This window comes from Streptomyces sp. NPDC006487 (assembly GCF_042870555.1).
In the GTDB taxonomy this organism is placed as follows: domain Bacteria; phylum Actinomycetota; class Actinomycetes; order Streptomycetales; family Streptomycetaceae; genus Streptomyces.
In genome coordinates this window covers 244,889-265,427 of sequence record NZ_JBIAHN010000015.1, presented here as the reverse complement: position 1 = coordinate 265,427, position 20,539 = coordinate 244,889, and the positions used below count along the sequence as shown (strand labels likewise).

Below are 20,539 nucleotides of genomic sequence, written 5' to 3'. Positions count from 1 at the left end.
CAAAGGAACCTCATCCACCGAAATGGACGGGGTATCAACTTTTTGGCGTTGATTTTTGGCACGCTGTTGAGTTCTCAAGGAACGGACGCTTCCTTCGTTCCTGTTTCCAGGCCCTCCGGGCGCTTCCTTCGTTTCCAACTCTACCAGATCATTTCCGCGCCGTTTCCGGTTTGGATTTGAATTCGGTGACCGTTGGGGGTCTGTGCCTTTCGGCGCTCCACCACATTAGCGCTTATCCCGTGCGGCTCATAATCGGCCGTTCGGAATCGAATTCGGACATGCCGAATAAGACCCCGCCAGGGGTAAGTCGTAGGTAGTGGGTTGGCCGCTCTGGGGGTCTGCTGATAGCAGTGCCCCGTTCAAGCGGCTCGGGCTACGTTAGGCGTCCGCCGAGGCCGAGTCAAGTTGAGCGGCGGCGTGGCGCGTGGGCCCGGTACGGGCTCACCGTCGGGTCGTGGGTGATCCAGTAGCGGTACGGGTGGGTGGCGCCGGCGCCGCCCACCCCGGTGCGGGGGCCCTTGCTCACCAGGTCGGGCGGGGCGGGCGTGCCCGTCAGCAGGGACAAGGGGGAATCCGGGCCGGTGCAGAGGTCCGTGCCGTCGAGGGATCGGTCCACGGCCAGGGCGGTGGCCAGGCGGGCCGGACCTTTGGCCAGTTCTCGGTCGGTTCTGGCTGAAACGCGACGTTTACGGGCCAGCTCGGCGCCCACGGTTACCTCCCCCGCCCGCAGCAGGACACCGCTCGCGTGGCCCGGGGGGCCGCAGACCAGGTTGAGGCTGAACCACATGCCGTAGATGAAGTAGACGTACGCGTGTCCGGGTGGACCGAACATCGACGCGTTGCGCGCCGTCCGGCCGCGGTACGCGTGGGAGCCCGGGTCGGCTTCCCCCTCGTACGCCTCCACCTCCGTGATGCGCAGTTCCAGCGGACCGTCCGGGGTACGGCGGACCAGGGTGCGGCCGAGGAGGTCCGGGGCCACGGTGAGGACCGGGCGGTCGAAGAAGGACCGGGGCAGGGGCGTACGGTCGGGGCGCGCGCTCATCCAGTCGAGCGTAGTGGACTGCGTACTCCTGCAACCGGGGCCTAAGGTTCCGCGTTTGTAGAGGTAGTGCCGCGCCTGGTCGCGCGGGGCTTTCGAGCAGGACTTTTTTCGAGCACGTCGTATAGGGGAGTCAGAGCATGGGGTTCAGGAAGCTGTTCGCGAGCCTGGGTGCCGGTGGTGCTTCGGTCGACACGGTCATCACCGAGCCGAACGTCGTGCCGGGCGGGATCGTCCAGGGCGAGGTCCGGATCCAGGGCGGATCCGTGGAGCAGCAGATCGAGGGGCTGTCCGTCGGGCTCCAGGCGCGGGTGGAGGTGGAGGGCAACGACCAGGAGTACAAGCAGGACGTGGTCTTCACCAAGCAGCGTCTCGGCGGTGCCTTCCAGGTGCAGCCGGGCGCCCTGCACGTGGTGCCGTTCGGCCTGGAGATCCCCTGGGAGACGCCGATCACCCACTTCGGGGGGCGTCAGCTGCCCGGGATGAACATCGGGGTCAGCACCGAGCTGGAGATCGCGCGCGCGGTGGACGCCGGCGACCTCGACGCGATCAACGTGCACCCGGTGCCGGCGCAGCAGGCGATCCTCGACGCGTTCACGCAGCTGGGCTTCTCCTTCCGCAGTGCGGACATGGAGCGCGGGCACATCCGGGGAACGCGGCAGACGCTGCCGTTCTACCAGGAGATCGAGTTCCTGCCTCCGTCCCAGTACCGGGGGCTGAACCAGGTCGAGCTGACCTTCGTCTCCGACGGGCGCGAGATGGACGTCGTCCTGGAGATGGACAAGAAGCCGGGTCTGTTCAGCGAGGGCAGCGACACCTTCCGCTGCTTCCAAGTGGGGCTGCAGTCCTACCAGGGCACCGACTGGGCGGCCTACCTGAACCAGTGGATCTCGTCGGTGGGTTCGCAGCGCAACTGGCTCTGAGCGGATCTAGGCTCGGTGCCTGTACAGGTACCGGTCAGCGTCGACTCGATCCAGTAGGAGGTTCCGCAGTGGCCGAGCAGAGCAGGGCGCCGCTCCCCCACGATTTCCATCCGGCGGTGCACGCTTTCACCGTGAGCAGTGCGGACCTGGAGCCCGGGGCCGATCTGGGATCCGCGCAGGTGCTGGCCGGTGGGAACGTATCGCCGCACCTGCGGTGGGAGGGGTACCCGGAGGCGACGAAGTCCTTCGCCGTGACCTGCTTCGACCCGGACGCGCCGACGGGGAGCGGGTTCTGGCACTGGGTGCTCTTCGACCTGCCGGTCTCGGTCACCGAGCTGCCGGCCGGGGCGGGCTCCGGAAAGTTCGCGGGGCTGCCCGCCGGGGCCGTGCACGTGCGCAACGACTACGGCACGCAGGACTTCGGCGGGGCGGCTCCCCCGGCCGGGGAGCGGCACCGCTACGTGTTCACCGTGTACGCGGTGGACGAGGAGAAGCTCGGTCCCGGCGCGGACGTGTCGCCGGCCGTGGTCGGGTTCAATCTGCGGTTCCACACGCTGGGGCGTGCGCAGCTCATCGGTGAGTACGAGGCTCCCGCGGGCTGATCGTTCCGCCCTTCGTTCTCCGAGCGTTAGCCCGGTCCTGGTCTAAAGACGACCAGGACCGGGCATTTTTATTGCGTTGTCCCGCGTGGCGCGCGCGACCAGAGTGGTCGTGGGCCTTGCCGCCAGGGTGGTCGCGGGCCTGCACACGGGAGGTGGGCGAGATGCGGGACACGCTGGTGCTGAACGCGAGCTTCGAGCCGCTGTCGACGGTGACGCTGAACCGGGCGGTGGTCCTGGTGCTCCAGGACAAGGCCGTGGTCGAACAGGCGCATCCCGAGTTCCGTGTGCGCGCGGCCACGATGGATCTTCCGCTGCCGCGGGTGATCAGACTCTGCAGGTACGTACGGGTGCCTTTCCGGAGACATGCTCCCTGGTCACGGAGGGGGGTGTTGATCCGGGACCAACACCGGTGCGCGTACTGCGGGAAGCGCGCGACGACCGTGGACCACGTGCTTCCGCGGGCTCAGGGCGGTGGGGACACCTGGTTGAACACGGTGGCCTCCTGCTCCGAGGACAACCACCGCAAGGCGGCCCGGACTCCGGAGGAGGCGGGGATGCCGCTCCTCCGGAAGCCCTTCGTTCCCTCGCCGGCCGACGCCATGCTGCTCGCGCTGGGGGTGGGCGGGCGGGAGGCCCTGCCGGAGTGGCTGGAGCGTTCCGCGTAGGGCTGCCGGTGATCTCGTAGGGCGGGATCGTCCCGCCGGATAGACGGCTGCGCTGGGCGACGTACGTTTTCTACGTCGCTCAGCGGAGCAGCAGCTGGACGATCGCGATGATCCCGACGGTCACGATCACGGCGCGCAGCACGGTGGGCGGCAGGCGGCGCCCGACCTTGGCGCCCAGCTGGCCGCCGATGGTGGAGCCGACGGCGATGAGCAGGACGGCCGTCCAGTCGAACTCGGCGACGAAGAGGAAGAAGACCGCCGCGATGCCGTTCACCATCGCCGCGAGGACGTTCTTCACCGCGTTGATCCGCTGAAGGTCCTCGTGGAGCAACAGGCCCATCAGGCCGAGGTAGAGCACGCCTTGGGCGGCGCCGAAGTACCCCCCGTACGCGCTGGAGAGCAGCATGCCCGACAGCAGCAGGGGGCCGCCGTCGGGGTGGCCGGTGTCGCCTCCCGCGGCCTCCTGGCGCTTGCGCAGTGCGGCGGCGAGCCTGGGTTGGAAGACGACGAGGACGAGGGCCAGGCCGATCAGGACCGGCACGATCGTGTCGAAGGAGTCCGACGGCAGGATGAGGAGCAGGATCGCGCCGGCGAGTCCGCCGACGAGGGAGACGGCGCCGAGCCTGATGATGCGGGCGCGCTGGCCCTGGAGCTCCTTGCGGTAGCCGATGGCTCCGCTGATGGCACCGGGCACGAGGCCCAGGGTGTTGGAGACGTTGGCCGTGACCGGCGGCAGGCCGGTGGCCAGCAGCACCGGGAAGGTGAGGAGGGTTCCGGAACCGACGATGGTGTTGATGGTGCCGGCGCCGATGCCGGCCGCGAAGACCGCGAGTGATTCCCAGATGGACATGGGCGGGGTCGTCCCCTTTGCATGAGTGAGTCGCCTCCCCGCCGTGAAGGTCGGGGGGCCTCACTGATCATGCCGGAGGGGACGGCCCGTTCAGTCGATGGGGGGCTGCTCGCGGCGCTCCGCGGCGTCCTTGTCGCGGGCGGCCGGGATGCCGCCGCCGTCCTTGGCGCCGTCCCTGCCCGCGGGCTGCGGGTTGAAGCCGGAGGCGGCGCCCATCGGGCCGAAGTTGCCCATGGCTCCGGAGAGGCCCTTGAGGGCGTCGCCGATCTCGCTCGGGACGATCCAGAGCTTGTTGGCGTCGCCTTCGGCGAGCTTCGGCAGCATCTGGAGGTACTGGTAGGCGAGCAGCTTCTGGTCGGCGTCGCCTGCGTGGATGGACTCGAAGACCGTACGGATGGCCTGCGCCTCGCCCTCGGCGCGCAGGGCGGCGGCCTTGGCGTCACCTTCGGCGCGCAGGATGGAGGACTGCTTCTCGCCCTCGGCGCGCAGGATCTCGGACTGTCGGACACCTTCGGCCTGGAGGATCGCGGCGCGCTTGTCGCGGTCGGCGCGCATCTGCTTCTCCATCGAGTCCTGAATGGAGGTCGGCGGCTCGATGGCCTTCAGCTCGACACGGTTGACGCGGATGCCCCACTTGCCGGTGGCTTCGTCGAGGACTCCGCGCAGGGCCGCGTTGATCTCCTCGCGGGAGGTCAGGGTCCGCTCCAGGTCCATGCCGCCGATGATGTTGCGCAGCGTGGTGACGGTGAGCTGCTCGATGGCCTGGATGTAGCTGGCCACCTCGTACGTCGCGGCGCGGGCGTCGGTCACCTGGTAGTAGATGACCGTGTCGATGTTGACGACGAGGTTGTCCTGGGTGATGACGGGCTGCGGCGGGAACGGGACGACCTGCTCGCGGAGGTCGATCCGGTTGCGGATCGAGTCGATGAACGGGACGACGATGTTGAGGCCCGCGTTGAGGGTGCGGGTGTAGCGGCCGAATCGCTCGACGATGGCGGCGCTGGCCTGCGGGATCACCTGGATCGTCTTGACCAGTGCGATGAAGACCAGAACCACCAGAATGATCAGAACGATGATGATCGGTTGCATGCGGTTCCCCGTGCCCTTCCGGCTGTCTGTGCTGCCCCGTTCAGCGGAGTCTCGCAGACCCCGGGGCCGCGGGTCGGCTGCTTGCTCACATGTGCTCGCACACAGGCGAGTTGCTCATGTGCTGGTCCGTCACATAGTGCCGGTTCGTCACATGACGACGGCGGTCGCCCCGTCGATCTCCACCACGTCGACGGACTGGCCCGGTTCGAAGGTGATGTCCGCGTCCAGGGAGCGCGCCGACCAGATCTCCCCGGCGAGTTTGATCCGGCCGCCGCCGCCCGCGTCCACGCGTTCCAGGACGACGGCACTGCGACCCCTCAACGCATCGATTCCGCTGCGGTGTTGGGGCTTCTGATTGCGGTGCCGGTTGGCGATCGGGCGGACGACCGCGATGAGCGCGACCGACACGACCACGAAGACCAGGACTTGGGCGACCACTCCCCCGCCGAGGGCCGCCGTCACGGCGGCCGCCACCGCTCCGGCGGCGAACATGCCGAACTCGGGCATCGCGGTCAGGACCAGGGGAATGCCCAGTCCGACCGCGCCGATGAGCCACCACACCCACGCGTCGATGTCCACATGGTCATGGTAGGTCGGGTGGGCGCGGTCCGGACAGGGTGCGGGAGGCCCGGCTGGTGCGCGGACTACCGCAGGGGCAGGCCCTGGGCGGTCCAGCGGTCGCCGTCGCTGCGCTCGACGACGAGCGGCAGGCCGAAGCAGAGCGAAAGGTTGCGGGAGGTCAGTTCGAGGTCGATGGGGCCGGCCGCGACCACCTTGCCCTGACGGATCATCAGCACGTGGGTGAAGCCGGGGGCGATCTCCTCGACGTGGTGCGTGACCATGATCATCGACGGGGCGAGCGGATCGCGGGCGAGCCGGCCGAGGCGCCGTACGAGGTCCTCGCGGCCGCCGAGGTCGAGACCGGCGGCGGGCTCGTCGAGCAGCAGCAGCTCGGGGTCGGTCATCAGCGCGCGGGCGATCAGGGTGCGCTTGCGCTCGCCCTCGGAGAGCGTGCCGAACTTCCGGTCGAGGTAGGGCGTCATGCCGAGGCGGTCGAGGAAGGCGCGGGCGCGCTGCTCGTCGATCTCCTCGTACTCCTCCTGCCAGGTGGCCGTCATCCCGTACGCGGCGGTGAGGACGGTCTCCAAGACGGTCTGGCGCCTGGGCAGCTTGTCGGCCATCGCGATGCCGGCCATGCCGATGCGGGGGCGCAGCTCGAAGACGTCCACCTTGCCGAGGGTGCTGCCGAGGATGGTGGCGGAGCCCTTGGTGGGGAAGAGGTAGCTGGAGGCGAGGTTCAGCAGCGTGGTCTTGCCGGCGCCGTTGGGGCCGAGGATCACCCAGCGCTCCCCCTCCTTGACCGACCAGGAGACCTGGTCCACCAGAGCCCGGCCCTCGCGGACCACGGATACGTCCACCAGCTCCAGAACATCGCTCATGAGCGTGTTGTCTCCCCTTGCAGTCTTGGTTCGTCTGTGCGCCGCCCGTCCGTGGGCGCGGCCCCAGGGGAAAACCTACGCCACTCGGGGAGGGGTCCGGGCGCGGGCCCGGGTCCAGAAGGCCGTCCGTAAAGTAGGGGGATGCTTTTCGAACCGCGTTCCGGGCGGCTGGCCGCCTGGGGGAACGCTCTGCTGGCCGGTCTCGTCTCGCCCGACGAGGCCGTGTTGTCGATCGTGGGCGAGGACTCCGTGCACCGGGTGGAGGGGCTGCCGGGGGAATCCGGGCCGGTGGGGCTCACCCTGGCGCTGGGCCGGCTGCGGGTGCTGGGGGTGACCGGGCTGCGGATCGCGCTCCCGGCGCCGGGGCATCCGCTGGGGCTGAGCGGGCCGCCGGAGTTCAACGCGAGGGCGCTGGACGCGGAGGAGGCGGTCGTCGCGGTGGGTGCGGCGGTCGGGCTGGTGCCGGAGGTCCGGGAGGCAGGGCCCGCGGGTGACGTGCACGTGTCGGTGACCTGGCACTGCCTGCCGGTACGGGAGGCCCCGCCGGCGGACGTACCGTCGCTCGGCGAGGCGGAACGGGAACTGGCGGAGGCGCTGCGCGAGGCCACGGTGGTGCTGACCCGGCTGGACGTGGCGGGATCCGGGCCGGTCGCGGAGGCGGCGCTGTCCGCGTACCGGGCGCGGACGGAGGCCGGGCGGGACGCGCTGGCGCCGGGGTATCCGGCGCGGGCGGTACGGGTCCTGTCGCTGGCGCAGCGGGTGGACCTGATGGTGTCGCTGGCGACCGAGCGGGGACACGGGGCGGCGGTGGCCGCGTCGGAGATGGCCGCGCGGGCGGAGGCCTTGCGGCCGGTGGAGCGGGTCGCTCGGCGGGCGCTGGTCGCTGCGTACAACTCGGCCGTTGAGGAGCGGCTCCGCTAGCCGCGGAGTGCGGGGTGCGGGGATCGAGTGCGGCGCCGTTGCGCGAGCCTCCCCGGTTGCGCCGGGTCTTCCGGGGCGCGGCCCCGGACCCCGCGCCTCAAACGCCGGCGAGGCTGATGTCGCCCGGCTGCGCCGGACCGGCAAGGCGTGCGGTCTCCCGGCGGGGGCGGAGCGGTCCGGCCGTGGTGGAAAGGCTTCGGCCCCGCTTCCCAGGGAGAGGGGGGAAGCGGGGCCGAGGTGTGTGGCCCCGCTGGGCGGGACCGACCGCCCCGTCGGCCGGAGGCCGGCGCGGCGGGGCGAAGCCTGCGGAGCAGTGCGAGCGCCGCCGTCAAGAAGGCGGGCAGTGCGAGCACCGCGTTGAGAAGGGGGTCAGTTGTTGACGCCCGTGTTGCCCCAGGCGCCGTTGAGCAGGCCGATCACGTTGACCGAGTTGCCCACGACGTTCGCGGGGATGTGCACGGGGAGCTGGAGCTGGTTCCCCGCGGCCACGCCGGGCGAGTTCAGGGCCTCGCCCTCCGCCGACGCACCGCCGTGCGCCGACGAGACACCCGCGCCGGCGGCGAGGAGGCCGCCCGCGATCATGGTGACGGCGGTGGCCTTCTTGAAGTTCTTCACGTTCTCGTCCTCCAGTGCGTCTGCCGCGGCCAGCCGCCGCGGCACGTCATGAAGAACGCTCATCCGACGAACGGGATGCGCCATGTGGGCTACATACACCCGACCGTATGAATCACTGCCCCTACGAGTCACTGCGCGATGCCGTGCCTGACCGCCCACAGCGCCGCCTGCGTACGGTCCGCGACGTCCAGCTTCATCAGGATGTTCGAGACGTGCGTCTTCACCGTCTTCTCCGACAGGACGAGCGCACGGGCGATCTCCCGGTTCGAACGTCCGTCCGCTATGTGGTGGAGCACCTCGCGCTCGCGGTCCGTCAGGTTGCCGCCGCGGCCGGATGACGGCCCGGGGCCCTCTTCGGCCAGCAGGGCCCCGGCGACCTCCGGCTGGAGGAGGACGTGGCCCGCGTGCACGGAGCGGATGGCTGCGGCCAGGGCGTCGGGGTCGATGTCCTTGTACACGTAGCCGGCCGCGCCCGCGCGCAGGGCGGGGACCACCGTGCGCTGCTCGGTGAAGCTGGTGACGATCAGCACGCGCGCGGGGTTCGCCAGTGTGCGCAGCCTGCGCAGTGCCTCGATGCCGTCGGTGCCCGGCATCTTGATGTCCATCAGGATGACGTCGGGGCGCAGCTCCTCCGCGCGGTCGATGCCCTCCTCGCCGTCGGCGGCTTCGCCGACCACCTCGATGTCGTCCTGGACCTCCAGGAAGGTGCGCAGGCCCCGTCGGACGACCTGGTGGTCGTCCACGAGCAAGACCCTGACGCGGCCGCTACGGCCCGGCGTGTCAGCCACCGGGTACCTCCAGTTCGATCGTGGTGCCGGTGCCGGGCTCGGACCGCACGGTGAGCCGGCCGCCGACGCCCGCGGCCCGGTCCCGCATGGAGACCAGGCCGAGGTGCCGGCCCGCCCGGCGGACGGTGGGAGGGGAGAAGCCGGTTCCGTCGTCGGTCACCCGGAGCAGGGCTCCGCCGGTCTCCCGGCGGGTGAGGGTGACGTCGATCCGGTCGCCGGCGGAGTGCCGCAGGGCGTTGTGCAGGGCTTCCTGGGCCACGCGCAGGACCGCCTCCTCCTGGGCCGCGGGCAGGGCCCGTACGCCGTCGCAGGTGAAGGTGACCTGCGCGGTGTGGGCCCGGTCCAGGACGCGGACCTGGTTGCGGAGGGTGGCGACGAGGCCGTCCTCGTCCAGGGCGGCGGGGCGGAGCTCGGTGACCGCCGCGCGCAGTTCGTCGGCGGCCTCGGCCGCCAGGGTGGCGACCTGCTGGAGCTCGTCCTTGGCCCGGGCAGGGTCGCGGTCCACCAGGGCGGCTGCGGCCTGTGCGGTCAGGCGGAGCGAGAAGAGCTTCTGGCTGACCGCGTCGTGCAGCTCGTGGGCCAGGCGGGAGCGCTCCTCCGCGATGGTCAGCTCGCGGCTGCGCTCGTAGAGGCGTGCGTTGGTGAGGGCGATCGCCGCGTGCTGGGCGAGGAGGGAGAGGAGCTCCTCGTCCTCGTCGGTGAAGCCCCGCCTGCCGCCCGGGACGCTCCGATGGTTCGCGAGGAAGAGGGCACCGAGGGTCTCCTCCCCGTCCCGGATGGGCAGCCCGAGGAAGTCGGACATGTCGGGGTGGGCGGCCGGCCAGCCCTCGAAACGGGGGTCCCGGCGTACGTCGGCCAGCCGTTCGGGGCCGTCCTGGTGGAGCATCGCGGCGAGGATCCCGTGCTGGCGGGGCAGCGGGCCGATGGCCCGCCACTGCTCCTCGCTGATGCCGTCCACGACGAACTGGGCGAAGCCGCCGTGGTCGTCCGGGACGCCCAGGGCCGCGTAATCGGCGTCGAGCAGTTCGCGGGCCGAGGCGACGATCGTGCGCAGCACGTCGCGGACCTCCAGCCGCCGGCTCATGGCGAGCAGCGCGGTACTCACGGCGGCCAGGCCGCCGCCGCGGGGGCCTCGGGGTCCGGAGTGCATGGCCTCACGGTACTCGCGGCGGCCGGGCGGGCGGATCGGGCCGGAGGCGTAGGCCTCGCGCCGGTGGCGGCGTAGGTCCCGGCGTAGGTCCCGGGCCTCGGACGGCTCCCGGGCGGCCGGTACGGGGGGCGCCGCTCGGCTGGGCGGAGCGGGCGGGCGCTCGGGGAGTACGGGAGAAGGGACTGTATATAAGGGACATTCCGCCGGGCCTTGCGGCCCGGCCCCTCGCCGGGCGGGAGGCCGGCCGGCGCCGTCGCACACGGCGGCGTACCCCGCGGGTACCGCTCAGCCGTAGCGAAGCTGTGCCTTTGGCAGGAGTTCCGGGACACCCTTCTCCTACTCAGGGATGAGAACGGTCACTGAGTGGATTGCTGACGCAACGGTTGGTGAGATTGGTACGTAGCCGATGTGAGCCCGCACATAGGACGCACATCACTTACGAAGCTCCCTAGTGGACGAATAAAGACGCTGTGAGCGCTGGCTCACGCGCTTCAGGCGCCGAATTCGGGGCTCGGCTCCGGGCCCTGATCCACTAAGCGGGATCGTACGTCACACCTTTGCCACAGGATTTTGCCACCGCTAAGAATTGCTCTCGCCGCACAGCGCCGCGGATCTCGGATCCGGCAGGCGCTTTCCTGCGGCCCCCGCTATTCGAAGAGGTTGCTACGCATGACCGAGACCAGCACTCCCGGCCACAGTCGTCGTCTGACGATGACGAAGGCGCACAAGCTTTCCATCGCCGGTGTAGCCACCCTGGGCGCCGCCGCCCTCGCCTTCTCCCTCGTACCGGCCAACGCCACCGAGACGCAGACGGCCGTCGCCGCTGCTCCCGTCGCCTGGTCGAAGGTCGTCGACGGCGCGCAGACGCAGGCCGTGCAGCAGCACCTCACCGTTCAGCAGGTCGTCGCGGACCAGCAGGCCAAGGTCGCGAAGGACGCCAAGGCGGCCAAGGCCGCCGCCGCCAAGGCCAAGGCCGAGGCGGACGCGAAGAAGGACCGCGAGCAGAAGGCGGCCGCCAGCCGTTCCGCCAACCGCGCGCCGGTCTTCGCCAACAACCTGGACGGCTGGATCAAGGAAGCCCTCTTCATCATGAAGAAGGAGGGCATTCCGGGCACCTACGCCGGGATCCACAAGAACATCATGCGCGAGTCCAGCGGCAACCCGATGGCGATCAACAACTGGGACATCAACGCCCAGAACGGCATCCCCAGCAAGGGTCTGCTCCAGGTCATCGCCCCGACGTTCAAGGCGTACCACGTCAAGGGCACCAAGTTCGACCAGTACGACCCGGTCGCCAACATCGTCGCGGCCTGCAACTACGCGGCCGACCGCTACGGCTCCATGGACAACGTCAACAGCGCCTACTAGGCCCCTGGCGTCCTCCCCAGCCCCCCATGCGCCTCAGGGCGGCCCCGGTGTTCCGGAGCCGCCCTGAGGCGTTCGTGCGTGCCCGCGTGCGTACACGGGCGCGGCGCTTACTTGCCCGCGCGCATGACCTCGGGCTCGTGGCGGCGCAGCAGGCGCTGCACGGCGAAGCCGCACGCGACGCCGAGGAGCAGCAGGACCGTGATGTTCAGGCTCCACTGGCCGACCGTGGCGTCCCAGAGCGGGTCGGTGTTGGTCGGGTTCTCGGCGTCCCACGGCGGCATGAGCACGCCGAGGTTCAGCGTGGTGCCGGCGGCGGCGATCGCCCAGCGGGAGGGCATGAGCCAGGCGAACTGCTCCAGGCCCGGAGAATCGTAGACCTGGAAGAGGATGCCGGTGAAGACGACCTGGACGATCGCGAACATGACCAGGAGCGGCATGGTCTTCTCGGCGGTCTTGACCAGCGAGGAGATCACCAGGCCGAACATCATGGAGGTGAAGCCGAGCGCGATGACCGACAGGCAGATCTCCACGGCCGGCGGCATCAGCAGACCCTCGGCGGGCAGGTCGCGCGGGTAGAAGCCGATCCCGCAGATGATCACGCCCTGGATGGCCGTGATGACCCCGAGGACGATCACCTTCGACACGAGGTACGCCGACCGGGACAGGCCGGTCGCGCGCTCGCGCTCGTAGATCACGCGTTCCTTGATCAGTTCGCGGACCGAGTTCGCCGCGCCGGAGAAGCACATGCCGACCGCGAGGATCAGCATGATCGTGCCGGCGTCGCCGTTGAAGCGGGACGGCGCCACGGGCGGCGCGAGTCCGAACTTCGCGGGGATGACGACGGAGACCACGCCGAGGACCGCCGGGAGGATCAGCATCAGTGCGATGAATCCCCTGTCGGACGCGATGACCGACATGTAGCGGCGCATCAGGGTCCAGAGCTGGGAACCCCAGCCCTGCGGCTTCGGCGGCCGGGTCTGCTGCACGGCGGGCTGCACCGACTGCGGGGCGACCGCGTCGATGTCGGCGGCGTAGAGCTGGTAGTGCTGCGAGCCCTTCCAGCGGCCGGCCCAGTCGTAGTCGCGGTAGCTCTCGAAGGCGGAGAACACGTCGGCCCAGGTGGTGTAGCCGAAGAAGTTCAGCGCCTCGTCCGGCGGGCCGAAGTACGCGACCGAGCCGCCCGGGGCCATGACCAGCAGCTTGTCGCAGATGGCCAGCTCGGCGACCGAGTGCGTGACGACGAGGACCGTGCGGCCGTCGTCGGCGAGGCCGCGCAGCAGCTGCATGACGTCGCGGTCCATGCCCGGGTCGAGGCCCGAGGTGGGCTCGTCCAGGAAGATCAGCGAGGGCTTGGTCAGCAGCTCCAGGGCCACGGACACGCGCTTGCGCTGGCCGCCTGAGAGCGAGGTGATCTTCTTGTCCTTGTGGATGTCGAGCTTGAGCTCGCGCAGCACCTCGTTGATGCGGGCGGCGCGCTCGGACTCGGCGGTGTCGCCCGGGAAGCGGAGCTTGGCCGCGTACTTGAGGGCGGTGCTGACCTTCAGCTCCTTGTGCAGGATGTCGTCCTGCGGGACCAGGCCGATGCGCTGGCGGAGCTCCGCGAACTGCTTGTACAGGTTGCGGTTGTCGTAGAGGACGTCGCCCTCGTTGGCCGGGCGGTAACCGGTCAGCGCCTTGAGGAGCGTCGACTTGCCGGAGCCGGAGGGGCCGATGACGCCGATCAGCGACTTCTCCGGGACGCCGAAGGTGACGTCCTTGAGGATCTGCTTGCCGCCGTCGACCGTGACCGTGAGGTGGCGGGCCGAGAAGGAGACGTCACCGGTGTCGACGAACTCCTCGAGGCGGTCGCCGACGATCCGGAAGGTCGAGTGGCCGACGCCGACGATGTCGTTCGGGCCGAGCAGCGCCGTGCCCGACTTCGCCAGCGGCTGACCGTTGACGTAGGTGCCGTTGTGGCTGCCGAGGTCGCGGATCTCGAAGCGGCCGCCCGGCATCGAGTGGAACTCCGCGTGGTGGCGGGAGACCTGGAGGTCGGAGACCACCAGCTCGTTCTCCAGCGCACGGCCGATGCGCATGACGTGGCCCAGCGCGAGCTGGTGGAACGTCGTCGGGCTGCGGTGGTCGCCGTAGCCCGGGGTACCGCCGCCGCCCGGCTGCTGCTGGTGCTGCTGCGGGAAGGGCTGTGCCTGGTGCGGCTGCTGGGCCTGCTGCTGCGGGAACGGCGGGGCCTGCTGGACCTGCTGCTCCCAGGGCTGCTGTGCCTGCGGCTGCTGCGCGTAGGCCTGGGCCGGTGCCTGCTGCGCCACGGCCGGCTGCGGCGCCGGGGCGGCCGCGGCCGCGCCCGCGACGGGATTCAGTCGCGGCCCGTCGGTGGCGTTGCCCAGGTGCACCGGCGTACCCGGTACGAGCTCGGCCTGCTGGACCCTCGCCCCGTGCACGTACGTGCCGTTGGTGCTGCCGTGGTCCTCGATTCCCCAACCTCGCCCGTTCCAGGCGATGGTGGCGTGCCGCCACGACACCCGGGCGTCATCGATCACCACGTCTCCCTGGGGGTCGCGCCCCAGCGAGTACGACCTGGACGGATCGAGCGTCCAGGTCCTTCCATTCAATTCCAGTACGAGTTCCGGCACTCCAGCCCCACTTAAGTCCCCCGAGAATCCCCCATGACGTCAGGGAGTCTAGGGATGGCGAACATCCGGGGGAACTATTTCAGGCGCAGGGCCACAAGGGGAATCCGGGCCACGTGGCAGCGCCCCGGGAGGCCCGCCGAGGGGGTCGAAAGCGCCCCGGAAGGTGCGTTTCGGGACGCTCCGGCGTCCCCCCGGCCGGGCCGGGGGACGCATCGGCCCGTCGGGCGGGCTCCTTCCCGGCCCTCGCCCTCCCCTGCCGTGCCTGACCTCCGGCCGTCCGGCGCCCCCCGTCGCCGGATCTCCACGCGCCCGCTCCAGGGCCCGCCCATGGCCGCCGCACGACCTCCACACGTCCACGGAGTGGCCCCCGCACGTCCGTACGGAGCGAAACGGTTCCGCCAGGTGGGACGGGGCTCCGTGCGCGCAGGCCGGGGAGATACGGTGAAGGCACCATGAGCGCTTCGCAGACCTCCGACGTCCCCACCCTCCTCGTCAAGATCTTCGGCAAGGACCGTCCCGGGATCACCGCCGGGCTGTTCGACACCCTCGCCGCCTACTCCGTCGACGTCGTCGACATCGAGCAGGTCGTCACCCGGGGCCGCATCGTCCTGTGCGCCCTCGTCACCCACCCGACCGCCGGCACCGAGGGCGAGCTGCGGGCGACCGTCCACAGCTGGGCCGAGTCCCTCAAGCTGCAGGCCGAGATCCTCTCCGGCACCGGTGACAACCGGCCGCGCGGCAGTGGCCGTTCGCACGTCACCGTGCTCGGGCACCCGCTCACCGCCGAGTCCACGGCCGCCATCGCCGCGCGGATCACCGCGACCGGCGGCAACATCGACCGCATCTTCCGGCTCGCGAAGTATCCGGTGACGGCCGTGGAATTCGCCGTCTCCGGCACCGCGACCGAGCCGCTGCGCACCGCGCTGGCCACCGCCGCCGCCCAGATCGGCGTCGACGTGGCCGTGGTCTCGGCCGGGCTGCACCGGCGGGCCCAGCGCCTCGTCGTCATGGACGTGGACTCGACCCTGATCCAGGACGAGGTCATCGAGCTCTTCGCCGCGCACGCCGGCTGCGAGGCCGAGGTCGCCGAGGTGACCGAGCGTGCCATGCGCGGGGAGCTGGACTTCGAGCAGTCGTTGCACGCCCGGGTCGCGCTGCTGGCCGGGCTGGACGCCTCCGTGGTGGACAAGGTCCGCTCCGAAGTGCGCCTCACCCCGGGCGCCCGGACGCTGATCCGCACCCTCAAGCGGCTCGGCTACCAGGTGGGCGTCGTCTCCGGCGGGTTCACGCAGGTGACGGATGATCTGCGGGAGCGGCTCGGGCTGGACTTCGCCTCCGCCAACACCCTGGAGATCGTCGACGGCAAGCTGACGGGCAAGGTCACCGGCGAGATCGTGGACCGGGCCGGCAAGGCCCGGCTGCTGCGCCGCTTCGCCGCGGAGGCCGGTGTACCGCTGGCCCAGACGGTGGCCATCGGCGATGGTGCCAACGACCTGGACATGCTGAACGCGGCCGGGCTGGGCGTCGCCTTCTGCGCCAAGCCGGTGGTCCGCCAAGCCGCGCACACCGCGGTGAACGTGCCCTTCCTGGACGCCGTGCTGTACCTGCTCGGAATCACCCGCGAAGAGGTCGAGGCCGCCGACCTGGCGTGACGGACACGGCGGAACCCCCACGCCACGACCACGACGACGGAGCGGGCCCCGGCACTGTGCAAGTGCGGGGGCCCGCTCGGTCGTCGTAGTCGTCGAGGCGTGCGTGCGTGCGCGTCAGCTGTGCGGGGTCCAGAAGTCCAGCAGGGTGCCCACTCCGTGTTCCACGGACTTCCACGAGCCGGTGAAGGAGACGACGGCGATTCCGGAGGTCGGGAAGCCGCTGCGGTTCATCCGGGCGAGCACGTCGCCCTGCGCGCTCCCGGAGAGGGCGTCGGCCAGCGCGTGCATGCCGGGGTTGTGGCCGATGACCAGGAGGTTCTTCACCTCGTCGGAGGTCTCGTTGACCAGGGCGATGAGCTCGCCCAGCGAAGCCTCGTAGAGCCGTTCCTCGTACGTGGTCCTCGGCCGGTGCGGCAGCTCCTGGACGGCCAGCTTCCAGGTCTCCCTGGTCCGGGCCGCGCTGGAGCAGAGGGCCAGGTCGAAGGTGATGCCGGTCTGGGCCAGTTTCTGGCCCGCGGCCGGGGCGTCGTGACGGCCGCGGTCCGCCAGGGGGCGGTCGTGGTCCGTGCCGTCCGACCATTCGGCCTTGGCGTGCCGGAGGAGGACGATCCTGCGGGGTGTGTCGGCGCTCATGACTCCCAGCTTCGCATGAATCGAGCCACGGGGCGCAGGGCGTTGAGGGGGTCATCACCCCCAGGTGTGGGGCGTGGGGAGCGCCCCGGCGCACGGCGGCGCGGGTGGGCTCCCGGTGGCTGGCGCCCCGTCAGCCGACGGCGCTCAGCAGCCGTTCGGTGACCTGGACGAGGGTGGAGCCGTCGCCGGAGGCGGCGTGTGCCTGGCCGGATCCGGCCAGGAGTATGAGCAGGAGGCCGAAGGCGAGGGCGGGCAGGGCGAGCGCCCACCAGGGCAGCCGGGCGTCGGCCCCGGCGGTGCGGGGAGCGGACGGGCGGCCTGGGGCCAGGTGCGTGGGGGCCGACATGGCCGCCTCCGTGGGGTGGTCGGACGGGCTCGCTCTTGCTCTTCGAATCTAAGGATTCGAGCAGGCGGTTCCCATCCGGGACGCACCCCAGATGCCCCTGAGCCTGACCCCCTAGGGGTTGGGGGGTTAACCCCACCCCCTACGGCGAGGCGAGGGTGGCGACGACGGCGATGACGACGGTCACCAGCAGCATCGCGCCCAGCACGAGGCCGAGCTTCCGGTGGCCGTTCTGGGGGTTCGGTTCAAGTACGGGCGACATGCCGATCAGTCTCGCATGCCGCATTCGTCCTCGATCGTGCGGTCCCGGCCCGCCAGGATGCCGAGCGCGATCTGCGGGACGAGCAGACCGGCCATCAGGGCGAGGGGCAGGTCCCAGCCGCCGGTGTGCTGGTAGAGGGTGCCGATGAGGAGCGGCCCGGGGATGGAGATGAGGTAGCCGGTGCTCTGGGCGAAGGCCGACAGTTTGACGACGCCGGCGGGGGACTTGGCCCGCAGTCCGATCATGGTGATGACGAGCGGGAAGGCGCAGTTGGAGACGCCGAGAAGGATGGCCCAGGCCCACGCGCCGGCGGCGGGGGCGAAGGAGAGGCCGAGGTAGCCGACGAGGCCGAAGAGGCCGAGTACGACGGCGATGGGGCCCTGGTTCCTCATCCGGCCGGCCAGGCCCGGGATGACGAAGGCGAGCGGGACGCCCATGACCATGGTGACGGCGAGCAGGATGCCCGCCGTGGAGGCGGAGACCCCCGCGTCGCGGAAGATCTGCGGGAGCCAGCCCATCGTGATGTACGCGCCCGTGGCCTGGAGTCCGAAGTAGCAGGCGAGGGCCCACGCGGTACGGCTGCGCACCACGCTCGGCCCGGCGTCGGGGCGGGCGGCGGGTACGCCCGCCGCCGCGGCCTTCTCCTTGCGGGCCGCCGCGGCGATGGCCAGCCAGGGCAGGACGGCCGCCGCGGCGAGGACGGCCCAGATCAGCAGGCCGGTGCGCCAGCTGCCGCCGAGGGCCTGGGTCATCGGGACGGTCGCCGCCGCGGCGAGCGAGGTACCGGCGGCCAGGGCCATGGAGTAGAGCCCCGTCATGGTGCCGACCCGGTCGGGGAACCAGCGCTTGACGATCACCGGCAGGAGCACGTTGGTCAGGGCTATGCCCGCCAGGGTCAGGGCGCTGGCCGCGAGGAACCCGGCGGCGTTGGAGGCGAACGGCCGGATCAGCAGGCCCGCGGCGACCGCGACCATACCGGCGCAGACGACGGCGGCCGGCCCGAAGCGGCGGGAGAGCCGGGGCGCGGTGACGCCGAAGACGGCGAAGCACAGGGCGGGTACGGAGGTGATGAGTCCGGCGACGGTGCCGCTCATGCCGAGGCCCTCGCGGGTCTCCTCGAACAGGGCGCCGAGGCTGGTGATGGCGGGCCGCAGGTTGAGGGCGGCCAGCACGATGCCGACGAGGAGCACGGGGCCGAGCCACGCCGGCTGCGGGGTGGCGGCGGGCGTGGGGAGGGGCTGCGGCGCGGCCGTGTGAGCGGCCTGGGGCCGGTTCAGGATCTGGACTTCTTCGTCGGACATTCGACCATCATAGAATCATGGGATGATTGGTTGTCCACCCCGCAGCCGTATCGTTCCCGTCACCCGACCGTTCCCGCCCCACGGACCCGTTCCCGCCCCACGGACCGTTCCCGTCTGCCCGACCGCGCCCGCCCCGAGAGGAACCCCGACCGCATGCCGCTGACCTCGCCCCGGCGATCCGCACTCGTCGACCAGGTGATCGCCCAGCTCCGGAACCAGATCACCACCGGCGAATGGCCCGTGGGATCCCGCATCCCCACCGAGCCGGAGCTCGTGGAGCTGATGGGCGTCGCCCGCAACACCGTGCGGGAGGCCGTGCGGGCCCTCGCGCACAACGGCCTCCTCGACATCCGCCAGGGCTCGGGGACCTACGTGATCGCCACCAGCGAGCTGGCCGGGGTCATGCACCGCCGCTTCGCCGGCGCCGACCCCCGGCACATCGCGGAGCTGCGCTCGACGCTGGAGTCCTCGGCGGCCCGCCTCGCGGCGGAGCGGCGGACCGCGCGGGACCTCGTACAGCTGGACGCGCTGCTGGCGCGGCGCGAGGAGGCCTGGTCGGGCGGGGACGCGGAGCCGTTCATCGCGGCGGACGTGGCCCTGCACATGGCGGTGGTGGCGGCCTCCCACAACGACGTGCTCATCGAGCTGTACGCGGACCTCGGCGATCTGGTGGCCGACTGGCTGCGCACCGACGTGGGCACGGAGCTCGATCCCGCCTCCCACCTGGACCACGCGCGGCTGATCGAGGCGATCCGGCGCGGGGACGGGGACGCGGCGGCTTCGGAGGCGGCCGGCTATCCGTTCGTCTGCCTGGCCGAGGAGGGGCGCGCCGCGGGGTTCACTGCCGCTGGTGGCTGACCCAGGCGGAGCGGACTTCCTTCCAGCAGCGGCCGGAGAGCTCCACGCGGCCGGCCGGGCCGACGGCCACGGCGGCGCCGTCCCCGTCCACGTCCCACCAGCGGTCGCACTCCACGTGCAGGCGGACCAGGTCGGTCTGCGGATAGCCGTTGTGGCAGAACGCCACCACCTGCGAGCCGTTGATCTCGGTGTCGCAGTCGGCTCCGAAGAGCTCCCGGGCGGGGGGCCGCGCGGGCTGTACGGGGGGTTCGGCGGGGATCTGGGCCAGGTCGACCACGGCCGGGGCCTGGACGTCCGTACCGGAGGCCGGGGCGGACACCTCGTCCTGCGCGACGGCTCCGGGGAGCAGGAACCCGGTCAGGACCACCGAGGTGATCAGCAGGGATACCGCTCGGCTCCGCCTCGCGCGCACTCCCGTACCTCCTCCCCGCAGGAGCCGGGAAGATCCCGACGGGCCCAGTTTGCAGGGAAATGTCCGGATTCTCGACTCGGGAAGATCAGACCCGGGGGCGGACATCTGATCGAGTCACCCCGTACGGTCCCGGCCCCGCCCGCCGAAACGGCAGCGGCCGCGCCTCCCGGAAGGGAAGACGCGGCCGCCGCCGTACGGATGGAACGGGGTCCCGACCGGGGAGGTCAGGCACCCATCGCGTGCAGACCGCCGTCGACGTGGATGATCTCGCCGGTGGTCTTGGGGAACCAGTCCGACAGCAGGGCGACGACGCCCTTGCCCGCCGGCTCCGGGTCCGACATGTCCCACTCCATCGGGGAGCGGTGGTTCCAGACGTCCGCCAGCTCGGAGAAGCCGGGGATGGACTTCGCGGCCATCGAGCCGAGCGGACCGGCCGAGATCAGGTTGCAGCGGACCTTCTCCTTGCCCAGGTCACGGGCGAGGTAGCGGCTGGTGGCCTCCAGCGCCGCCTTGGCCGGACCCATCCAGTCGTACTGCGGCCAGGCGAACTGCGCGTCGAAGGTCAGGCCGACGACCGAGCCGCCCTCGTTCTCCGGGAAGAGCGGCTTGCAGGCCATGGTCAGCGACTTCAGCGAGAACGCCGAGACGTGCATGGCGGTGGCGACCGACTCGAACGGGGTGTTCAGGAAGTTGCCGCCGAGCGCGTCCTGCGGCGCGAAGCCGATGGAGTGGACGACGCCGTCGAGGCCGCCGAGCTCCGCGCGGACGAGGCCCTCCAGGCGGGCCAGGTGCTCGTCGTTGGTGACGTCGAGCTCGATCACCTTGACCGGCTTGGGCAGCTTCTTGGCGATGCGCTCGGTCAGCGTCGGACGCGGGAACGCGGTGAGGATGACCTCGGCGCCCTGCTCCTGGGCCAGCTTGGCGACGTGGAAGGCGATGGACGACTCCATCAGCACCCCGGAGACGAGGATGCGCTTGCCGTCGAGAATTCCGCTCATG

At 71.0% G+C, this 20,539-nt stretch carries 23 protein-coding genes; 8 read left to right on the top strand and 15 right to left on the bottom strand.

The annotated features are described in order from the left end of the window. Window positions 1-180, top strand: a 180-nt coding sequence (locus ACFYM0_RS27155) for a hypothetical protein (RefSeq protein WP_388505838.1), incomplete at its 5' end; no start/stop codon positions are given. Between the two features lie 220 nt (window positions 181-400). Here the strand turns inward: ACFYM0_RS27155 and ACFYM0_RS27150 are convergent. Next, window positions 401-1,042: a DNA-3-methyladenine glycosylase gene (locus tag ACFYM0_RS27150; protein ID WP_388505836.1), complete on the bottom strand. Its 642-nt coding sequence runs from the start codon at window positions 1,040-1,042 to the stop codon at window positions 401-403. Window positions 1,043-1,179: 137 nt separating this feature from the next. Between ACFYM0_RS27150 and ACFYM0_RS27145 the strand changes: the two genes are divergently transcribed. From ACFYM0_RS27145 to ACFYM0_RS27135, 3 genes are all read left to right on the top strand, one after another. Next, window positions 1,180-1,962, top strand: coding sequence for a sporulation protein (locus ACFYM0_RS27145; RefSeq protein WP_388505834.1), 783 nt, complete (start codon window positions 1,180-1,182; stop codon window positions 1,960-1,962). 68 nt (window positions 1,963-2,030) lie between these two features. After that, window positions 2,031-2,564 carry a YbhB/YbcL family Raf kinase inhibitor-like protein gene (locus ACFYM0_RS27140; RefSeq protein ID WP_388505832.1) on the top strand — a complete coding sequence of 178 codons (534 nt, stop codon included), beginning with the start codon at window positions 2,031-2,033 and terminating at the stop codon, window positions 2,562-2,564. A gap of 161 nt (window positions 2,565-2,725) precedes the next feature. Further along, window positions 2,726-3,229, top strand: coding sequence for an HNH endonuclease (locus ACFYM0_RS27135; protein WP_327252039.1), 504 nt, complete (start codon window positions 2,726-2,728; stop codon window positions 3,227-3,229). A gap of 79 nt (window positions 3,230-3,308) precedes the next feature. On the opposite strand, the gene ACFYM0_RS27130 is transcribed toward ACFYM0_RS27135, so the two are convergent. The 4 genes from ACFYM0_RS27130 to ACFYM0_RS27115 form a co-directional block, all read right to left on the bottom strand. Then, window positions 3,309-4,079, bottom strand: a complete 771-nt coding sequence (locus tag ACFYM0_RS27130; protein ID WP_388505830.1) for a sulfite exporter TauE/SafE family protein — start codon at window positions 4,077-4,079, stop codon at window positions 3,309-3,311. Between the two features lie 90 nt (window positions 4,080-4,169). Then, complete coding sequence (locus tag ACFYM0_RS27125) at window positions 4,170-5,168, bottom strand: SPFH domain-containing protein (protein ID WP_388505828.1); 999 nt, start codon at window positions 5,166-5,168, stop codon at window positions 4,170-4,172. 147 nt (window positions 5,169-5,315) lie between these two features. After that, window positions 5,316-5,747: an NfeD family protein gene (locus ACFYM0_RS27120; RefSeq protein ID WP_243338570.1), complete on the bottom strand. Its 432-nt coding sequence runs from the start codon at window positions 5,745-5,747 to the stop codon at window positions 5,316-5,318. 65 nt (window positions 5,748-5,812) lie between these two features. Continuing rightward, window positions 5,813-6,607 carry an ABC transporter ATP-binding protein gene (locus tag ACFYM0_RS27115; protein ID WP_388505826.1) on the bottom strand — a complete coding sequence of 265 codons (795 nt, stop codon included), beginning with the start codon at window positions 6,605-6,607 and terminating at the stop codon, window positions 5,813-5,815. A gap of 141 nt (window positions 6,608-6,748) precedes the next feature. On the opposite strand from ACFYM0_RS27115, the gene ACFYM0_RS27110 reads away from it, so the two are divergent. Next, the gene (locus tag ACFYM0_RS27110; protein WP_388505824.1) at window positions 6,749-7,528 is read left to right on the top strand and encodes a hypothetical protein; all 780 of its coding nucleotides are present in this window, start codon (window positions 6,749-6,751) and stop codon (window positions 7,526-7,528) included. A 369-nt stretch (window positions 7,529-7,897) separates the two neighbouring features. Here ACFYM0_RS27110 and ACFYM0_RS27105 read toward each other — a convergent pair whose 3' ends face one another. From ACFYM0_RS27105 to ACFYM0_RS27095, 3 genes are all read right to left on the bottom strand, one after another. Next, window positions 7,898-8,143 (bottom strand): chaplin, encoded by a 246-nt coding sequence (locus ACFYM0_RS27105; protein WP_243338617.1) that lies wholly within the window; start codon window positions 8,141-8,143, stop codon window positions 7,898-7,900. Between the two features lie 128 nt (window positions 8,144-8,271). Continuing rightward, complete coding sequence (locus ACFYM0_RS27100) at window positions 8,272-8,931, bottom strand: response regulator (protein WP_388505822.1); 660 nt, start codon at window positions 8,929-8,931, stop codon at window positions 8,272-8,274. Next, a complete protein-coding gene (locus ACFYM0_RS27095; protein ID WP_388505821.1) occupies window positions 8,924-10,081 on the bottom strand; it encodes a GAF domain-containing sensor histidine kinase in 1,158 nt (385 codons plus the stop codon). The genes ACFYM0_RS27100 and ACFYM0_RS27095 overlap by 8 nt, the downstream gene beginning before the upstream one ends. Window positions 10,082-10,750: 669 nt before the next feature. Here ACFYM0_RS27095 and ACFYM0_RS27090 point away from each other — a divergent pair. Beyond that, window positions 10,751-11,449, top strand: a complete 699-nt coding sequence (locus tag ACFYM0_RS27090) for a transglycosylase SLT domain-containing protein (RefSeq protein ID WP_388505820.1) — start codon at window positions 10,751-10,753, stop codon at window positions 11,447-11,449. Between the two features lie 107 nt (window positions 11,450-11,556). Here the strand turns inward: ACFYM0_RS27090 and ACFYM0_RS27085 are convergent, their stop codons facing one another. Further along, window positions 11,557-14,058, bottom strand: coding sequence for an FHA domain-containing protein (locus ACFYM0_RS27085; RefSeq protein ID WP_388505864.1), 2,502 nt, complete (start codon window positions 14,056-14,058; stop codon window positions 11,557-11,559). Between the two features lie 473 nt (window positions 14,059-14,531). On the opposite strand from ACFYM0_RS27085, the gene serB reads away from it, so the two are divergent. Beyond that, window positions 14,532-15,731: a phosphoserine phosphatase SerB gene (serB, locus tag ACFYM0_RS27080; protein WP_254387950.1), complete on the top strand. Its 1,200-nt coding sequence runs from the start codon at window positions 14,532-14,534 to the stop codon at window positions 15,729-15,731. A 114-nt stretch (window positions 15,732-15,845) separates the two neighbouring features. Here the strand turns inward: serB and ACFYM0_RS27075 are convergent, their stop codons facing one another. The 4 genes from ACFYM0_RS27075 to ACFYM0_RS27060 form a co-directional block, all read right to left on the bottom strand. Continuing rightward, the gene (locus ACFYM0_RS27075; RefSeq protein ID WP_388505818.1) at window positions 15,846-16,364 is read right to left on the bottom strand and encodes a SixA phosphatase family protein; all 519 of its coding nucleotides are present in this window, start codon (window positions 16,362-16,364) and stop codon (window positions 15,846-15,848) included. A 130-nt stretch (window positions 16,365-16,494) separates the two neighbouring features. Continuing rightward, window positions 16,495-16,710: a hypothetical protein gene (locus ACFYM0_RS27070; protein ID WP_388505816.1), complete on the bottom strand. Its 216-nt coding sequence runs from the start codon at window positions 16,708-16,710 to the stop codon at window positions 16,495-16,497. A gap of 139 nt (window positions 16,711-16,849) precedes the next feature. Continuing rightward, a complete protein-coding gene (locus ACFYM0_RS27065) occupies window positions 16,850-16,969 on the bottom strand; it encodes an SGM_5486 family transporter-associated protein (RefSeq protein ID WP_266876817.1) in 120 nt (39 codons plus the stop codon). 5 nt (window positions 16,970-16,974) lie between these two features. Beyond that, window positions 16,975-18,270 (bottom strand): CynX/NimT family MFS transporter, encoded by a 1,296-nt coding sequence (locus ACFYM0_RS27060; RefSeq protein ID WP_388505814.1) that lies wholly within the window; start codon window positions 18,268-18,270, stop codon window positions 16,975-16,977. Between the two features lie 153 nt (window positions 18,271-18,423). Here ACFYM0_RS27060 and ACFYM0_RS27055 point away from each other — a divergent pair, with 153 nt between their 5' ends. Next, entirely contained in the window at window positions 18,424-19,128 is a 705-nt protein-coding gene (locus ACFYM0_RS27055) for a FadR/GntR family transcriptional regulator (RefSeq protein ID WP_388505812.1), read from the top strand. Here the strand turns inward: ACFYM0_RS27055 and ACFYM0_RS27050 are convergent. Both ACFYM0_RS27050 and fabI read right to left on the bottom strand, forming a co-directional pair. Further along, the gene (locus ACFYM0_RS27050) at window positions 19,109-19,540 is read right to left on the bottom strand and encodes a hypothetical protein (protein ID WP_388505810.1); all 432 of its coding nucleotides are present in this window, start codon (window positions 19,538-19,540) and stop codon (window positions 19,109-19,111) included. The two genes, ACFYM0_RS27055 and ACFYM0_RS27050, sit on opposite strands and share 20 nt — an antisense overlap. A 224-nt stretch (window positions 19,541-19,764) precedes the next feature. Further along, window positions 19,765-20,538, bottom strand: a complete 774-nt coding sequence (gene fabI / locus ACFYM0_RS27045; protein ID WP_327252052.1) for an enoyl-ACP reductase FabI — start codon at window positions 20,536-20,538, stop codon at window positions 19,765-19,767. Between the last annotated feature and the right edge of the window lies 1 nt (window position 20,539).

Bases quoted from the DNA above. Each gene is read 5' to 3' on its own strand.
- ACFYM0_RS27065 (WP_266876817.1), bottom strand. From the start codon at position 16,969: ATGTCGCCCGTACTTGAACCGAACCCCCAGAACGGCCACCGGAAGCTC.
- ACFYM0_RS27115 (WP_388505826.1), bottom strand. From the start codon at position 6,607: ATGAGCGATGTTCTGGAGCTGGTGGACGTATCCGTGGTCCGCGAGGGC.
- ACFYM0_RS27135 (WP_327252039.1), top strand. From the start codon at position 2,726: ATGCGGGACACGCTGGTGCTGAACGCGAGCTTCGAGCCGCTGTCGACG.
- ACFYM0_RS27070 (WP_388505816.1), bottom strand. From the start codon at position 16,710: ATGTCGGCCCCCACGCACCTGGCCCCAGGCCGCCCGTCCGCTCCCCGC.
- ACFYM0_RS27095 (WP_388505821.1), bottom strand. From the start codon at position 10,081: ATGCACTCCGGACCCCGAGGCCCCCGCGGCGGCGGCCTGGCCGCCGTG.
- ACFYM0_RS27090 (WP_388505820.1), top strand. From the start codon at position 10,751: ATGACCGAGACCAGCACTCCCGGCCACAGTCGTCGTCTGACGATGACG.
- fabI (WP_327252052.1), bottom strand. From the start codon at position 20,538: ATGAGCGGAATTCTCGACGGCAAGCGCATCCTCGTCTCCGGGGTGCTG.
- ACFYM0_RS27060 (WP_388505814.1), bottom strand. From the start codon at position 18,270: ATGTCCGACGAAGAAGTCCAGATCCTGAACCGGCCCCAGGCCGCTCAC.
- ACFYM0_RS27130 (WP_388505830.1), bottom strand. From the start codon at position 4,079: ATGTCCATCTGGGAATCACTCGCGGTCTTCGCGGCCGGCATCGGCGCC.
- ACFYM0_RS27110 (WP_388505824.1), top strand. From the start codon at position 6,749: ATGCTTTTCGAACCGCGTTCCGGGCGGCTGGCCGCCTGGGGGAACGCT.
- ACFYM0_RS27055 (WP_388505812.1), top strand. From the start codon at position 18,424: ATGCCGCTGACCTCGCCCCGGCGATCCGCACTCGTCGACCAGGTGATC.
- ACFYM0_RS27150 (WP_388505836.1), bottom strand. From the start codon at position 1,042: ATGAGCGCGCGCCCCGACCGTACGCCCCTGCCCCGGTCCTTCTTCGAC.
- ACFYM0_RS27125 (WP_388505828.1), bottom strand. From the start codon at position 5,168: ATGCAACCGATCATCATCGTTCTGATCATTCTGGTGGTTCTGGTCTTC.
- ACFYM0_RS27145 (WP_388505834.1), top strand. From the start codon at position 1,180: ATGGGGTTCAGGAAGCTGTTCGCGAGCCTGGGTGCCGGTGGTGCTTCG.
- ACFYM0_RS27075 (WP_388505818.1), bottom strand. From the start codon at position 16,364: ATGAGCGCCGACACACCCCGCAGGATCGTCCTCCTCCGGCACGCCAAG.
- serB (WP_254387950.1), top strand. From the start codon at position 14,532: ATGAGCGCTTCGCAGACCTCCGACGTCCCCACCCTCCTCGTCAAGATC.